Source organism: Labedella phragmitis, assembly GCF_004078635.1.
GTDB lineage: Bacteria > Actinomycetota > Actinomycetes > Actinomycetales > Microbacteriaceae > Labedella > Labedella phragmitis.
In genome coordinates, this window is sequence record NZ_RZNB01000002.1 from 551,419 (window position 1) to 567,273 (window position 15,855).

The following is a 15,855-nucleotide window of genomic DNA, read 5'->3' on the forward strand; positions in this document are numbered from 1 at the left end:
GAGCCGCTCCCCCGAAAGGTACCGAGGGAATGTCAGTGGTCGGGTGTTCACTTGTCCCATGGGGCAGAGAACGCAGGCGCCGACGAGGTGATCGAGAGGGCCATCGGGCTGCTGTCGTCGCTCGTCGCGACGGCAGCCCCGGCACATCTCTCGGCGGCCCACTATCTCGCGCGTCTTCCCCGGGTCGAGCAGCTCGGGCGCCTGGTCGACGCGTCGCGCGTCACGCACGCCGCCGAAGCCGAGAATCGCATCGCATCACCGGTCGACTCCATAGGCGCCGCCGGTTACGCCTCCGCGAAGCACGCGGTCGCTCAACTCACGAGCGTCTCCGAGTTCGAGGCCGCTCGTCGCATCCGGGTCGGCGGAGCTGTCTCCGACGGCGTCTCGCTCAGCGGCGCGCCGACCTCCCCGCGTTACCCGGAGATCGCCAAAGCCGTAGTGGAGGGCCGCACCGGCATCGAGGCCGCCGACATCCTCGTCCGCGAGCTGGACGCCGTCGCGCGCCGTGTCGATCCGGTCGCCCTCCACGCGGCGGAACAGAGTCTCGTCGAACTCGCCTCGGGTTCTCAGACGGCTCCGCCGCTCCGCGTCGAACTCGTACGCGATCAGGTCAAGGCGTTCATCCTCGCCATCGATCCCGACGGTGCGCGGCCGGCCGAGGTCCGGGCACGTCGGCAGCGCAAGGTGAACCTCGGACGAGAGACGGAGGACGGCCTCATTCCGGTGAGCGGCCTGCTGACGTGCGAGGTCGGAGCAACGCTGAAGCGCCTCCTCGATGCGCACTCGCGACGCGTCGCCTTCCCGGACATCGATGCCGACGACGCCGCGCACGTCCCCCCGGACGACCGCACCCCGGAGCAGCGCCGACACGACGTCCTGGCGGACGTGCTCAGCGCGGCGGTGCGCGTCAAGGACGCCCCCGAACTCGCCGGCTCCTCCCCCGCCATCACCGTCACCGTGACGGCCGAGGCTCTCGAATCGGAGAACGGCGTCGGCTACATCGATGGACAAGCGACTCCCGTCTCGGTCGACACCATCGAGCGCCTCATCGACTCGCGAGGGCTCCAGAAGGTCACGCTCAACGCGGCCGGTCGGATCCTGTCGCTCGGATCAGCCCAACGCTGTTTCACCGCATCGCAACGCCGCGCCATCGTCGCTCGCGACGGAGGCTGCGTCATCCCCGGCTGCACGACGCCCGCCGGCTGGTGCGAGGTGCACCACGTCATCCCATGGAGGAACGGCGGCACCACCCACACGGACAACGGCGTCCTCCTCTGCTGGGGACACCATGAACGCATCGATTCTGGGCCGTGGCGATTGTCCATGCCGGACGGCGTCCCCCACGTTCGCGGCCCCGGCCACCCCGAATGGACACCGACGGCTCCGGCGCGAACACGCCGACCACTTCCGCGCACCGGCTGACGCCGATTCCGCAGCACGACGACGCCCTCGGAGAGCGAGCGATGCCAGGCGTGGTCGCCCGTCGAGAACACGAACGGCCCGGATCACAAGGATCCGGGCCGTTCGCCGACAATACGAGGGTCCACTCAGGCGGCGAACCAGAGCGCCAGCTCTCGCGCGGCCGACTCGGGGCTGTCGGAGCCGTGGACGAGGTTCTGCTGCACCGCGAGGCCCCAGTCGCGGCCGAAGTCGCCGCGGATGGTGCCGGGAGCCGCGGTCGTCGGGTCCGTCGTGCCGGCGAGAGCGCGGAAGCCCTCGATGACGCGGTTGCCGGCGACCCGGAAGGCCACGACAGGTCCCGAGAGCATGAACTCGACGAGCGGCTCGTAGAAGGGCTTGCCCTCGTGCTCCGCGTAGTGCGCTGCGAGAAGCGCGCGGTCGGGCTCGATCATGCGGACATCGACGAGGGAGTACCCCTTCGCCTCGATCCGGCGCAGGATCTCGCCCGTCAGGTTTCGGGCGACGCCGTCGGGCTTGACGAGAACGAGGGTTTCTTCGACGTCCATGGGTTTCTCCTCAGATTTCCGTGCTGGTGTCTGTCGCGGCCGCATTCCTCCGGTCGATGCCGGTGCCGACGACGAGGCAGTACACCCACACCGCGGCGAACGTCCCCCCGATGAAGAACATGATCGGGACGAGGAAGCCGGTAGCAACGATAGCGGCTTGGACGACCGTGCCGATGACGGCCCCGATCGGGAATCGGACGAGCCCGAGCGTGACGATCATGACGAGGACGAGCACGCCTCCGCCCACGAATGCCGTCGTCGGCTCGAGAGCGTCGAGACCGAACGCGACGAGGGCGCCGAGAAAGACCACGATGATCTCGAAGCCGAGGACGATCGAGAGCAGCGACCCGCGGACGGAGCGGGGCCGCCCGCCGGAGCGCACAGCGCTCACGGCTTCCACCCCTGGTCGTCGGCGAACGCGGCGGCCTCTCCCCCGAGGACGATCGAACCGGTGACGACGACGATGCGCTTCTCGCCCGCCGCCGCCCACGTCCTGGCGTCCTCGAGCGCGTCCTCCATGCGCTCGTAGCCCTCGGCCTCGACGCCGCCGACCGCGCGCGCGATGCTCGTCAGGTCCTCCCACGGGATGGACCGGTCCGATTCGGGCTGCGTGAGGTGGAAGCGAGCGGCGATCGGCGAGAGCGTCGCGAGGATCCCCGCGGCGTCCTTGTCCGCGAGGACGCCGATGACGAAGGCGATCTCCTCCGCGTCGAAGTAGCGCCCGAGAGCCGCGACGAGCGACTGCGCGCCGTGCGGGTTGTGGGCGGCGTCGACGAGGATCGTCGGATCCGTGCCGATGAGTTGCAGGCGACCGGGCGACGTCGCCGTTCCGACACCGTCACCGAGTGGCTCGGCAGCCAGGGCCACCGCGCCTCCCCCGATGAAACTCTCGACCGCGGCGATCGCGACCGAGGCGTTGACGCCCTGGTGGTCGCCGTAGAGCGGCAGGTACAGCTCGTCGTAGGTTCCGGCTCGCCCGCGCACCGTGATGAGTTGACCGCCGACGGCGACGCGGTCGTCGACGAGCTCGAACTCGGAGCCCGAGCGCACGAGGGTCGACTCGCTCAGCCCGGCCGCCCGCTCGATCTCCTCGAGCGCCTCCGGCGCCTGCGGAGCCGTGACCACGACGGAACCCGGCTTGACGATCCCGGCCTTCGTCCGGGCGATCTCGCGAACCGTGTTGCCGAGCTGGGCCGCGTGGTCCATGCCGATGGGGGTGAAGACGGCGATGGCCGCATCTGCGGCGTTCGTCGAGTCCCACTCCCCGCCCATACCGACCTCGATGACGGCGACGTCGACGGGAGCGTCGGCGAAGGACGCGAAGGCGAGCACCGTCAGAGCTTCGAAGAACGTCAGCCGCTTCTCCCCCGCCTCCTCGAGCTCGGCGTCGACCATCTCGACATACGGCAGGATGTCGTCCCAGTTCGCCGCGATCGCCTCGTCGGCGATGGGCTCGCCGTCGATCGCGATGCGCTCCGTGAACGAGACGAAGTGCGGGCTCGTGAAGAGTCCGGTCCGCAGCCCGAACGAACGCAGAATGCTCTCGGTGATGCGACTCGTGCTCGTCTTCCCGTTCGTCCCCGCGATCTGGATGATCGGGAACGATCGCTGCGGGTCACCGAGCAGCTCGAGCACACGACGCGTGGGTTCGAGCCGGCGGCGCGGAGCACCCTCGCCGATGCGCCCGAGCAAAGCCTGGTAGACGGCCTCGGCGTCCTCGGTCATCGTTCGCTCCTCTCCACGCGGCTCACGGCGATGGTCGTCGTCCCGAGGTTCGCATACCGACCGGCGGCCACGACGGCCACGTGCTCGGCATCGTCCGGAACCGCCACGTTCTGATCCCACCCGGCGATGAGTTCCGACGCGAGGGTCTCACGGGCGATCTCGTCCGTCCACCGCTCGACGGCGGCCTCGTCCTCACGGTCGGCGAAGACGAGGTGGAGTCGGATGCGGTCGCTCACGTCGAAGTCCGCAGCCTTGCGTGTGTCCTGCACGGCGCGGATCATGTCGCGCGAGAGTCCCTCGGCTTCGAGCTCGGGCGTGAGCCGCGTGTCGAGCAGGACGAAGCCGCCCGTCGGAAGCACGGCGACGGCCGATCCCTCGGCCCCAGACGACGCCTCGAGCACGAGGTCGTACTCGTGGGGCTCGAGCTCGATACCACCGGCGGTGACGACGCCGGTGGTATCGCTCCAGTCCCCGCTCTTCGCCGCCCGGATCGCCTCCTGCACGCGCTTGCCGAGCCGGGGGCCGGCGGCACGCGCGTTGACGGTGAGTCGCGACGTGACCCCGAAGCGCTCGGCGCTCGACGCGTCCATCTCGACGACCGACACGGTCTTGACGTTCAACTCGTCCCGCAGGATCCCCTCGAACGGCGAAAGCCCCTCGGCATCGCGCGTCACGACGGTGAGCTCCGCGAGCGGCAGCCGCACACGAAGACCCTCCTTCTTGCGCAGCGACAGGACGGAACCCGTGATGACGCGGATCGAGTCCATCGCGGCGACGAGGGCGTCGTCCTGCGGAAGCGCGTCGACGTCCGGCCAGTCCTCCAGGTGGATGCTCCGTCCGCCCGTGAGGTCCTTCCAGACGCGTTCCGTCGTGAGCGGAAGGAGCGGTGCCGCGAGGCGCGTCAGGACCTCGAGCACCGTGTAGAGCGTGTCGAACGCGTCGGAACCGGCGTCTCCCGATTCGTCGGTGCCCTCCCAGAAGCGGTCGCGCGACCGCCGTACGTACCAGTTCGTCAGCACGTCGGCGAAATCCCGGAGGGCGTTCGCCGCGAGCGGCGAGTCGAGTGCGTCGAGGTGACGCGTGACCTCGTCCGCTACCGTTCTGAGCTTCGCGAGGATGTAGCGGTCGAGCACGTCGGTCGAGTCGGTCCGCCACGTCGCCTCGTAGCCGCCGGGACGCGCCGAGTTGGCGTAGAGCGCGAAGAAGTACCACGAGTTCCACATCGGCAGGATGAACTGGCGGACGCCCTCGCGGATGCCCTCCTCCGTGACGACGAGGTTGCCGCCGCGGATGACGGAGCTCGACATCAGGAACCACCGCATGGCGTCGGCGCCGTCGCGGTCGAAGACCTCCGAGACGTCCGGATAGTTGCGGAGGCTCTTCGACATCTTCTGACCGTCGCTGCCGAGCACGATGCCGTGGCTGATGACGTTCGAGAACGCGGGCCGGTCGAACAGAGCCGTGGCGAGCACATGCATGACGTAGAACCAGCCGCGCGTCTGACCGATGTACTCGACGATGAAGTCGGACGGGTTGTGCGAGTCGAACCACTCCTGGTTCTCGAACGGGTAGTGCACCTGGGCGTAGGGCATCGACCCGGAGTCGAACCACACGTCGAAGACGTCCTCGATGCGGCGCATCGTGCTCCGCCCTGTGGGGTCGTCGGGGTTCGGCCTCGTCAACTCGTCGATGAAGGGGCGGTGCAGGTCGTCCGGCCGCACGCCGAAGTCGCGCTCGATCTCGTCGAGCGAACCGTAGACGTCGACGCGGGGATGGGCCGGGTCGTCGCTCTTCCACACGGGGATCGGCGATCCCCAGTAGCGGTTCCGCGAGACGGACCAGTCGCGTGCGTTCTCGAGCCACTTGCCGAACTGACCGTCCTTGACGTTGTCCGGCACCCAGTTGATCTGCTCGTTGAGCTCGACCATGCGGTCCTTGATCTCCGTGACACGGATGAACCAGCTCGAGACGGCCTTGTAGATGAGCGGGTTGCGGCAGCGCCAGCAGTGCGGGTAGCTGTGCTCGTAGCTCTTCACCTGCAGGAGCCGGCCTGCCGCGCGGAGCGACTGCGTGAGCGGCTTGTTCGCGTCGAACCAGCGCTGCCCCGCCACGTCGGGGACGGTCGGGAGGAAGCGTCCCGCGTCGTCGAGCGACAGGATGACGGGGATGCCGGCCGCTGCGCACACGACCTGATCGTCCTCGCCGTATGCCGGAGCCTGGTGGACGATGCCGGTGCCCTCGCCGGTGGCCACGTACTCGGCCACGAGCACCTGCCACGCGTTCTCGGTGCCGAAGGCCTCGGTGTCCGCGTAGTAGTCCCAGAGCCGGCCGTAGTGGACTCCGCCGAGCTCGGCGCCCGTGATGGTGCGTTCGACGGCGGCGAGGGCCTCGTCGGCGCTCTCGTAGCCGAGATCCTTCGCGTACGCGCCGACCGTGTCGTGCGCGAGCAGGTAGCGCGCCGCGCCGCCCTCGCTGCCGTCGGCCGCGCCGTTCGGTCCGGCGGGAAGCACGGCGTACTCGATCGCGGGACCGACCGCGAGTGCCATGTTGGTGGGAAGGGTCCAGGGCGTCGTCGTCCACGCGAGGGCGTTCACGGCGGTCAGCCCGAGCGCTTCGGCCCGCTCGCCGACGAAGGGGAACGTGACGGTCACCGACTGGTCCTGGCGCATCGTGTAGACGTCGTCGTCCATGCGGAGCTCGTGGTTCGACAGCGGCGTCTCGTCGTTCCAGCAGTAGGGCAGGACGCGATAGCCCTCGTAGGCGAGTCCCTTGTCGTACAGCTGTTTGAAGGCCCAGAGGACGCTCTCCATGAACGTGATGTCGAGAGTCTTGTAGTCGTTCTCGAAGTCGACCCAGCGCGCCTGGCGCGTGACGTAGTCCTGCCACTCCTGTGTGTACGCGAGCACGGAGTCGCGAGCCTTCGCGTTGAAGGCCCCGATGCCCATCTCCTCGATCTCGTCCTTCGTCGTGATGCCGAGCTGGCGCATGGCCTCGAGTTCGGCAGGGAGACCATGCGTGTCCCATCCGAAGCGACGGTGCACTTGCTTGCCGCGCATCGTCTGGTAGCGCGGGAAGAGGTCCTTGGCGTACCCCGTGAGGAGGTGACCGTAGTGCGGGAGCCCGTTGGCGAAGGGAGGGCCGTCGTAGAAGACCCACTCGGGAGCACCCTCGCGCCGTCGGATCGACTCCTCGAAGGTTCCGTCGGCCTTCCAGAATGCGAGGACGGCCTTCTCGACGTCGGGAAACGCCGGGTTGGGGGTCACGCCGAAGGCCGCGCCGGGCGTCGACGACGAGTCGGCCTGGTCGGGGCTCTCATGGGAGGAGGATCGGGGGTAGGTCATCGTTCTCCTGCGGATCGATCTCGTTCCGCAAGGACGCCGGGACTCCGACGCGGTACCACCCTGCTTGCCCGAGCGCGGGCGACGTCTCGCGATCGTCGTTCCGACTCCGTCCGGTTGGACGGCCGGGCCTCTCTCCAACGGCTGTGACGGGCCTGCCCCGTCCGGTTCTACTGAGGTCGTTCGACCTGTTCTTCCGGAAGCTCCCCGGTGATGCCGGATCGATGCTCGTCCGGCCAGTCTACCGCGCCGATCGCCGGTGCGCGCAGTCGTCGTCGCCAACCGTCGAGGACGGGTCCGACGGCGGCCGAGAGCGCGTCGGCGAGGGAGCCGCGGGAGGTCCCCGCCTCGATCCAGGACCCTGCGCCGGCCATCGCTCCCCCGGCGATCGCGGCGGCCGCTGCCCGGACGTCCTCCCGCCGAGCGTCGGGTTCCCGGCGCGCGAGGAACCGCTCGACGATGTCGACCACCGCGAGCAGTCGGGCCAGGCCGGAGGAGGCGAGCTCGGACCCCGTTCCCATGAGCGCTCGGTGAGCGACCGCCCACGGCACGCGGGAAGCGGGGATGTCGGCGGCCGCGGTCCGCAACGCCGCTTCGACGGCCGCGAAGGACCCCTCGTCTTCCGGAGCGTCCTCGAGTGCGGAACGCAGTCGCGGGATGGCCGCATCGAGCTCGACCCACAGCACGTCGCCTTTGGTCGTGAAGTAGTTGAAGAATGTCGTCCGGGCGACTCCGGCTCGAGCGGAGATCTGATCGATCGTCGTGCGGTCGTATCCCTGCTCGAGGAAGAGTTCGGCCGCCGCCTCCTCGAGCATGACCGGCGACGATCGACGCGGTCGGCCGACGCGGGGGTTCTCGGGACTCATGCCGCCATTCTGCCGGTCGAGACCCGTGCACCCGTCGCCGAAAGCTGTACTACGCTATTTCCGTACTCAGTACATTAACCCGCGAGCACGGCATAAATAGCCGCGGCAGCGGACTCCCCCGAGCATCAAGAGGACTATCGTGCGCTCCCGACTTCGTCGTTCACTCGCCCCCGCGGCCGCCATCGCGGCGTCGGCCCTCCTGCTCGCGGCATGTGCCGGCGAGCCCGAGCCCGCCGCGACCGGCCCGACCGAGGGCGGCACTCTCGTGTACGCGAGCGGCGACGCGGAGCCGACGTGCCTCGATCCGCATGTCGGCGGCAATTACCCGCAAGCGCTCCTCGCGACACAGTTCCTCGAGTCCCTCGTCTCGCGCGACGCCGACGGCGCCATCGTCCCGTGGCTCGCGGAGTCCTGGACCGTGTCGGAGGACGCACTCACGTGGGAGTTCACACTCGCGGAGGGTATCGAGTTCACCGACGGCACGCCGTTCGACGCCGAAGCGGTCAAGGCCAACATCGAGCACCTGCAGGATCCGGCGACACAATCGTCCACCGGGTACCTCGCGGTCCAGAAGGTCGAATCCGTCGAGGCGGTCGACGAGACGACGGCGCGGTTCACGTTGAGCGCGCCGGACAGCGCGCTCCTCGAATCGCTGTCGCAGCCGTGGCTCGCGATCGAATCCCCCACAGGCATCGCGAGAGGCATGGAGGAGAACTGCGAGAGCCCCGTCGGAACGGGTCCGTTCGTCGTCGACTCCTGGGCGAAGCAGGACCGCGTTACCCTGACCCGCAACGACGGCTACGCCTCGGCACCGGGCGACGCCGCGCACGACGGCCCGGCGTTCCTCGACGGGATCGAGTGGCGTTTCATCCCCGACTCCGCCTCGCGCTATGCGGCACTGCAGGCCGGTGAGGTCGACGTCATCGACAACGTCCAACCCGACGTCCTGGTGCAGGCCGAGCAGTCCGAGGATCTCGTCGAACTCGACGCACCGCGACCGGGATCCTCGAACCGGATCGAGCTCAATTCGGGCAAGGCGCCCTTCGACGACGTCGCCGTGCGTGAAGCCTTCATCCGGTCGGTCAACGTCGACGACGCGGTCGCGTCGCTCTTCCAGGGCACGGCGGAGCGGTCCTACTCGCCGCTCGCGAGCGTCGAGCCCGCCGCGTACTCCGACGACTCCCTGTTCTCCTACGACATCGACGAGGCGAACGATCTCCTGGACGAGGCGGGATGGAGCGAGAAGGACGCCGACGGCGTCCGCATGAAGGACGGCGAGCGTCTCACCCTGACCTTCCCCGTCAGCACGAACCAGTCCATCCCCGCCGAGGTGTCGCTCTTCGAGCAGCTGCAGGCCGGGGCGAAGGAAGCCGGTTTCGACGTCCAGCTCGACCTACTCGACCTCGCGAGCTGGTACTCGGCCCTCGGCGCCAACGAGTACGACCTCGTCAGCGCCCCGTACACGAAGGTCGGCCCCGACGTGCTCCGGATCCTGTACCACTCCGACGGCATCGTGCCGGCCCCGAGCGGGTACTTCGCCAATCACTCGCAGATCGACGACCCCGCCGTCGACGCGCTGCTCGACGAGGCGAGCGCGACGCTCGACGAGGCCGACCGCGCCGCGTTGTACGAAGAGGCGCAAGCCGACGTGCTCGAGGGCTACTACATCCTCCCGCTGTACGACCAGCAGAACCACTTCCTGCTGTCGACCTCGGTCCACGACGCTCGAGCCCTCGGCACGGTCTCGACGCCGAGCTTCGCGGCCGCCTGGCTCTCCTGACGACGGTGCACGGAACCCGTGCTCGTTCCGTCGCGCGGTGGGCGGCTCGTTCCGCCCTCCGCGCGGCCGTCGTCCTGTGGGCGTCCGCGACACTCGTCTTCTTCATCACCCGACTCGTGCCGGGCGATCCGGCGGAGGCCGCGCTGGGTGGACCCGGATCCCAGGCGTCGGAGGAGGCTCTCGCCGCCGTGCGCGAGCGATTCGGTTTCGATCAGCCCCTCATCGTGCAGTACGGGATGGCGATGCTCGCACTCCTCCGCCTCGATCTCGGAACGTCCTACTCACTCCGGCAGCCCGTCGCGCAGATCCTCGGGGACACCGTCCCGGGCACGGTGATTCTCGCCGTACTGGCTCTGCTCCTCGCGTGGGTCCTCGCCCTCGCGCTGACCCTCGCGCAATCGCGCGGATCCCGCGTGGGAGCGGCGGTCGGCGACACCGTCGAGATCGTCGCCTCCGCCGTTCCGCATTTCTGGCTCGGCACCATCCTCATCGCCGTCTTCAGCACGGGATTGTCCTGGTTCCCGCCCGTGTCGACGGGCACACCCGCCGGACTCGTGCTCCCCGTCGTGACTCTCGCGATCCCCATCGCCGGCTTCCTCGCGCACGTGATGCGGGGTTCCCTCGACGAGGCGCTCCGCTCCCCGTTCGCCGTCTCCGCGCTCGCCCGCGGTGAGACGGAGACGGGGCTGCGCTCGCGGCACGCGCTCCGGCACGCGGCGCTCCCCGCTCTCGGTCTCTCCGCGTGGGCGTTCGGCTACCTCGTCGGCGGCGCCGTCGTCGTGGAGACCATCTTCGCCCGACCGGGTCTCGGTCGGTCGTTGCTCCAGGCCGTGACCGTCCGCGACGTCCCCGTCGTCACCGGTGTCGTGCTCGTGTCGGCGCTCGTCTACGTCGTGCTGACGATCGTGACGGACGCTCTCACGCGACTCGTCGACCCGCGCATCGCGACGGAGGTGCGATGACTCTCGACGCCGCGACGATCGACCCGCTCCGCCCGCCCCCTCGACCCGAGCGGCGACGGAGACGCGTTCGGGTCGGAGAGGTCGTCGCCGTCCTGTTCACCGTCGCGCTCGTGATCGCGAGCGTCGCTCCCGGGCTGCTCGCTCCCCTGGATCCCACCGCCGTCGCCCCGCTCGAGGCCTTCCGACCGCCGTCACCCTCCCACCCCTTCGGGACGGACGAGTCCGGCCGCGACGTGTACACCCGACTCGTGCACGGCACGGGGGCGTCATTGCTCATCGGCCTCGCCGCGACGGCGATCGGTCTCGGCACGGCCCTCGTCCTCGCGCTCGTGGCGGTCTTCGGCGGCCGAGTCGCCGACGGGATCGTCGGGCGGACCATCGAGGTGCTCTTCGCGTTCCCCGCCCTCCTGTCGGCCCTCCTCGTGATCCTCGTGCTCGGCCCCGGGCCCGTCGCCGCGACGGTCGCCGTGGGCCTGTCGACGGCCCCCGGTTACGCCCGGATCATCCGGACGAGCCTCCTGACGGTCCGCGCCTCGGGATACGTCGAGTCGGCGCGGCTGCTCGGCCACTCCCCTGCCCGCGTCGTCCTGCGCACGATCCTCCCGAACGCGCTCGCGCCCTTGCTCGCGCTCGCGACGCTGGGAGTGGGGCAAGCGGTGGTGTGGGCGTCGTCGCTGAGCTTCCTCGGGCTCGGAGCGCAGCCACCGGCTCCGGAATGGGGCGCGATGCTCGCCTCCGCTCGCGTCTACCTCACGACGGCCTGGTGGCTCACCGTCTTCCCCGGCCTCCTGATCGTCGCGACGACCCTCGCGGCGACAGCCATCGGCCGGTCGCTCGATGCACGGTCGCGGAGGTCCTCGTGAGCGCCCGTGACGTCTCTGAGACGAGCACGGGGCCGCTCCTCGAGCTCGACGGGCTGACCGTGTCCTTCGGCTCGGGCTCGTCTCGGACGACCGTCGTCCGAGACGTGTCCTTCTCGATCGCCGCCGGCGAATGCGTCGCGATCGTCGGCGAATCCGGGTCCGGTAAGAGCGTGACGGCCCGATCGATCCTCGGTCTGGCGGGCCCGGGAGCGATCGTCGAGGCACGCCGACTCGCGGTCGACGGCCACGACGTCTCTCGCGCGGGCGGCCGGGAACTCCGGCGCCTCCGTGGTGACGTCGTCGGGCTCATTTCGCAGGACGCTCTCGTCTCACTGGATCCGCTCCGCCGCGTGGCCGCCGAGGTCGGCGATCCTCTGCGCCTCCATCGCGACGCCTCCCGGCGCGAGAGGGACGGCGCGGTCATCGAGCTCCTCGACCGGGTCGGGATCCCCCGTCCCGAGGTCCGGGCCCGCCAGTACCCTCACCAATTGTCTGGAGGGCTCCGCCAACGTGCGCTCATCGCGTCGGCGATCGCCGCCGGACCGCGACTCCTCATCGCAGACGAACCGACGACGGCACTCGACATGACCGTTCAGGCCGGGATCCTCCGACTGCTCGGCGCCCTGCGGGACGAGGACACGGGCCTGCTCCTCATCAGCCACGACCTCGGCGTCGTCGCCGCCGTGGCGGATCGCGTCGTCGTCATGCGCAACGGTTCCATCGTGGACGAGGGAGCGACCGCCGCGATCCTCGCCGGCGGGTCCCACGCCTACACGCGGCAGCTCGTGCGTGCCGTGCCGGCAGGCGTGCCGAGGGGAACGGCGTTGCTCTCGCGGGAGCCACTCCCGACGGCGACGACGATCGCGGGACACACTCCGGCCAGAGAGGGACGCGGCGGCGCCTCCCTCGATCGAGAGGGCCGCGCCGTCCTGAGCGCCCGCGGTGTGGCGAAGACGTTCGGACACGGCACGGATGCGACCCACGCCGTGCGCGGGATCGACCTCGATGTGCATCCGGGAGAGACGATCGGTGTCGTCGGAGAATCCGGAGGCGGCAAGACCACTCTCGGTCGGATCCTCCTCGCGCTCACGGAGCCCGATGTCGGAACGGTCCTCCTCGACGGCGAACCGTGGTCGGGGATCCGGGAGCGCGAGCGGCGGAGCCGTCGTCGGCTCGCCGGTCTCGTCTCCCAGGACACGTCGAGCTCCGTCGACCCGCGGTGGAGCGTCGGACGCGTGATCGCCGACGCCCTCCCACCCCGCCTCACGTCCGACGAGCGTCGGCGGCGAGTGCGCGACGCGCTCGCGGACGTCGCTCTCGACCCGGACCTCCGCACGCGCTCGCCTCGAACGCTCTCGGGAGGACAACGGCAGCGCGTCGGGATCGCGCGAGCCCTCGCGGCGGAGCCCCGTGTCATCGTGCTCGACGAACCGGTGTCCGCGCTCGACGCGACCGTGGCCGCCGGGGTGCTCGACCTCCTCGACGCCCTGCAACGCGATCGCGGTCTCGCCTACGTCCTCATCTCGCACGACCTCTCGGTCGTCCGCCATATGAGCGACCGTGTCGCGGTGATGCTCGACGGCGTCGTCGTCGAGACGGGGCCGACCGAGGCCGTGTTCTCCTCTCCCTCCCACGAGTACACCCGGCGACTCCTGGCCGACGTCCCGGTGCTCCCTCCGGCCTGACGCCGGACGATAGGATGGGCGCATCCACATGAGGCACGTTGACACGGTGCCGCCCACATCGATCCGGAGTTCCCATGAGCAACGCCCTGCCCGACAAGCCCGCATTCGAAGGTCTCGAAGACAAGTGGGGCTCGACGTGGGAGTCGGACGGCACCTACCGGTTCGATCGCGACGCGGCCGTCTCCCGGGGCCACGACTCCGTGTACTCGATCGACACCCCGCCTCCGACGGCCTCAGGGTCGCTCCACATCGGCCACGTGTTCAGCTACACGCACACCGATGTCGTCGCGCGGTACCAGCGCATGCTCGGACACACGGTCTTCTACCCGATGGGCTGGGACGACAACGGTCTGCCGACCGAGCGCCGGGTGCAGAACTACTACGGCGTCCGCTGCGAACCGAGCCTCCCCTACGTCGCCGACTTCGTGCCCCCGCACGACGGCGGTGAGGGCAAGAGCATCAAGGCGGCCGACCAGGTCCCCGTGAGTCGTCGCAACTTCATCGAACTGTGCGAGCGCCTGACGGTCGAGGACGAGAAGCAGTTCGAAGCACTGTGGCGCACGCTCGGACTGTCCGTCGACTGGACACAGAGCTACCGCACGATCGACCAGGACTCGCTCCGCATCAGTCAGAAGTCGTTCCTCGCCAACCTGGAGCGCGGCGAGGCCTACCAGGCCATGGCACCGACGCTCTGGGACGTCACATTCCGCACCGCGGTCGCGCAAGCGGAGCTCGAGGACAAGGACCAGCCCGCCGCCTACCACCGCATCGCGTTCCACCGCCCGGACGGCGGCACGATCGAGATCGAGACGACGCGCCCCGAGCTCCTCCCCGCGTGCGTCGCCCTCGTCGCCCACCCCGACGACGAGCGCTTCCAGCCGTACTTCGGGACGACCGTCACGACGCCGGTCTTCGGCGTCGAGGTTCCCGTTCTCGCGCACCACCTCGCCCAGCCAGACAAGGGCGCGGGCATCGCGATGGTGTGCACCTTCGGCGACGTCACGGACGTCGTGTGGTGGCGCGAACTCGACCTCCCCAACCGTACGATCGTCGGTCGCGACGGGCGAATCGTCGCCGACGCCCCAGACGTCATCGTGGGCGAGGAGGCGCTCGAGGCCTGGTCGGCTCTCGCCGGAAAGACGGTGTTCAGCGCGAAGCAGGCCGTCGTCGAGCAGCTCACCGCGTCCGGCGACCTCATCGGCGAACCCCGCAACATCACGCACCCCGTCAAGTTCTTCGAGAAGGGCGACCGCCCGCTCGAGATCGTCTCGACGCGGCAGTGGTACATCCGTAACGGCGCCCGCGACGAGGAGCTCAGGGCGCGACTGCTCGATTTCGGCCGCGAACTCGAGTGGCACCCGGACTTCATGCGCGTCCGGTACGAGAACTGGGTGAACGGACTCAGCGGCGACTGGCTCATCTCGCGACAGCGCTTCTTCGGCGTTCCCATCCCGCTCTGGTACCCGCTCGACGCCGATGGCGAAGTCGTCTACGACTCCCCCATCGTGCCGAGCACCGACACCCTCCCCGTCGACCCCTCGAGCGATGTCCCGCCGGGCTACGAGGAGTCTCAGCGTGGAGTCGCCGGCGGTTTCATCGGCGAGGTCGACGTCATGGACACGTGGGCGACCTCGTCCCTGACCCCCCAGCTCGCCGGCAAGTGGGACACGGACCCCGAGCTGTGGAACGCGGTCTTCCCGTTCTCACTGCGTCCCCAGGGCCAGGACATCATCCGCACGTGGCTGTTCTCGACGATGCTGCGCTCGACTCTCGAGTTCGATCGGAAGCCGTGGGAGCACGCGGGTCTCTCCGGGTGGATCCTCGACCCCGACCGTAAGAAGATGTCGAAGTCGAAGGGCAACGTCGTGACGCCGGCCGGCATCCTGGAGCAGCACGGCTCCGATGCCGTTCGCTACTGGGCGGCGTCCGCTCGCCTCGGCACCGACGCGGGCTTCGACCCGCAGAACCCGACCCAGGTGAAGATCGGTCGACGCCTCGCCATCAAGGTCCTCAACGCGTCGAAGTTCATCCTGTCGTTCCCCGCGGCGGAGAACGCGACCGTCACCGAGCCCGTCGACCTCAGTATGCTCGCGACGCTGCGCTCCGTCGTGGCCGACGCGAGCACCGCCCTGGCGGCGTACGACCACGCCCGCGCCCTTGAGATCACCGAGAGCTTCTTCTGGACGTTCTGCGATGACTACCTCGAGCTCGTGAAGGAGCGCGCGTACGCGGAGGGCACGCCGGGTCAGGCGTCTGCCGCTGCGGCGCTCCGGCTCGCGCTCGACACGCTGCTCCGACTCTTCGCACCCGTCATCCCGTTCGCGACCGAGGAGTCGTGGTCGTGGTGGCACGAGTCGTCGATCCACACGGCGGCCTGGCCCACCGTCGACGAGCTCGCCGTCGCCGAGTCGGGCGACCCCGAGCTGCTGGCGCTCACGAGCCTCGCGCTCACCTCGGTGCGTCGCGCCAAGACCGACGCGAAGGCGTCGCAGAAGACGCCCGTCTCGTTCGCGGCGATCGAGGCCCCGGCCGCGGCCGTCGATCTGCTGAAGGCCGTCGCCGACGACCTCCGCGCGGTGGGCAGGATCGCGGAGCTCGCGATCGCCGAGGGTCCACAACTCGCCGTCACGCGCGTCGAACTCACGCCCACGGAATCCTGAGGTCCACCG

General features: G+C 69.5%; 11 protein-coding genes. 6 read left to right on the forward strand and 5 right to left on the reverse strand.

What is annotated here, in order from left to right; all coding sequences use genetic code 11:
- The first annotated feature begins 51 nt into the window (after positions 1 to 51).
- A complete protein-coding gene (locus ELQ90_RS07315) occupies positions 52 to 1,422 on the forward strand; it encodes an HNH endonuclease signature motif containing protein (RefSeq protein WP_166408885.1) in 1,371 nt (456 codons plus the stop codon).
- A 125-nt stretch (positions 1,423 to 1,547) separates the two neighbouring features.
- Here ELQ90_RS07315 and ndk read toward each other — a convergent pair whose 3' ends face one another.
- From ndk to ELQ90_RS07340, 5 genes are all read right to left on the reverse strand, one after another.
- Positions 1,548 to 1,967 (reverse strand): nucleoside-diphosphate kinase, encoded by a 420-nt coding sequence (gene ndk, locus ELQ90_RS07320; RefSeq protein ID WP_128494599.1) that lies wholly within the window; start codon positions 1,965 to 1,967, stop codon positions 1,548 to 1,550.
- A gap of 10 nt (positions 1,968 to 1,977) precedes the next feature.
- A complete protein-coding gene (locus tag ELQ90_RS07325) occupies positions 1,978 to 2,358 on the reverse strand; it encodes a DUF4233 domain-containing protein (RefSeq protein ID WP_243696053.1) in 381 nt (126 codons plus the stop codon).
- Positions 2,355 to 3,692 (reverse strand): bifunctional folylpolyglutamate synthase/dihydrofolate synthase, encoded by a 1,338-nt coding sequence (locus tag ELQ90_RS07330; protein ID WP_128494601.1) that lies wholly within the window; start codon positions 3,690 to 3,692, stop codon positions 2,355 to 2,357. The genes ELQ90_RS07325 and ELQ90_RS07330 overlap by 4 nt, the downstream gene beginning before the upstream one ends.
- Complete coding sequence (ileS, locus tag ELQ90_RS07335; protein ID WP_128494602.1) at positions 3,689 to 7,033, reverse strand: isoleucine--tRNA ligase; 3,345 nt, start codon at positions 7,031 to 7,033, stop codon at positions 3,689 to 3,691. Before ileS ends, ELQ90_RS07330 begins: the two co-directional genes overlap by 4 nt.
- 167 nt (positions 7,034 to 7,200) lie before the next feature.
- Positions 7,201 to 7,896 (reverse strand): TetR/AcrR family transcriptional regulator, encoded by a 696-nt coding sequence (locus tag ELQ90_RS07340; RefSeq protein ID WP_128494603.1) that lies wholly within the window; start codon positions 7,894 to 7,896, stop codon positions 7,201 to 7,203.
- 136 nt (positions 7,897 to 8,032) lie between these two features.
- Here ELQ90_RS07340 and ELQ90_RS07345 point away from each other — a divergent pair, with 136 nt between their 5' ends.
- From ELQ90_RS07345 to valS, 5 genes are all read left to right on the forward strand, one after another.
- Positions 8,033 to 9,676, forward strand: a complete 1,644-nt coding sequence (locus ELQ90_RS07345; RefSeq protein WP_128494604.1) for an ABC transporter substrate-binding protein — start codon at positions 8,033 to 8,035, stop codon at positions 9,674 to 9,676.
- A 5-nt stretch (positions 9,677 to 9,681) separates the two neighbouring features.
- Positions 9,682 to 10,638 carry an ABC transporter permease gene (locus tag ELQ90_RS07350; RefSeq protein ID WP_243696054.1) on the forward strand — a complete coding sequence of 319 codons (957 nt, stop codon included), beginning with the start codon at positions 9,682 to 9,684 and terminating at the stop codon, positions 10,636 to 10,638.
- Positions 10,635 to 11,501 (forward strand): ABC transporter permease, encoded by an 867-nt coding sequence (locus ELQ90_RS07355; protein WP_128494605.1) that lies wholly within the window; start codon positions 10,635 to 10,637, stop codon positions 11,499 to 11,501. Before ELQ90_RS07350 ends, ELQ90_RS07355 begins: the two co-directional genes overlap by 4 nt.
- Positions 11,498 to 13,186 carry a nickel ABC transporter ATP-binding protein NikE gene (gene nikE, locus ELQ90_RS07360; protein ID WP_128494606.1) on the forward strand — a complete coding sequence of 563 codons (1,689 nt, stop codon included), beginning with the start codon at positions 11,498 to 11,500 and terminating at the stop codon, positions 13,184 to 13,186. Before ELQ90_RS07355 ends, nikE begins: the two co-directional genes overlap by 4 nt.
- 74 nt (positions 13,187 to 13,260) lie before the next feature.
- Positions 13,261 to 15,846, forward strand: a complete 2,586-nt coding sequence (valS, locus tag ELQ90_RS07365; RefSeq protein WP_128494607.1) for a valine--tRNA ligase — start codon at positions 13,261 to 13,263, stop codon at positions 15,844 to 15,846.
- The last annotated feature ends 9 nt before the right edge of the window (positions 15,847 to 15,855 follow it).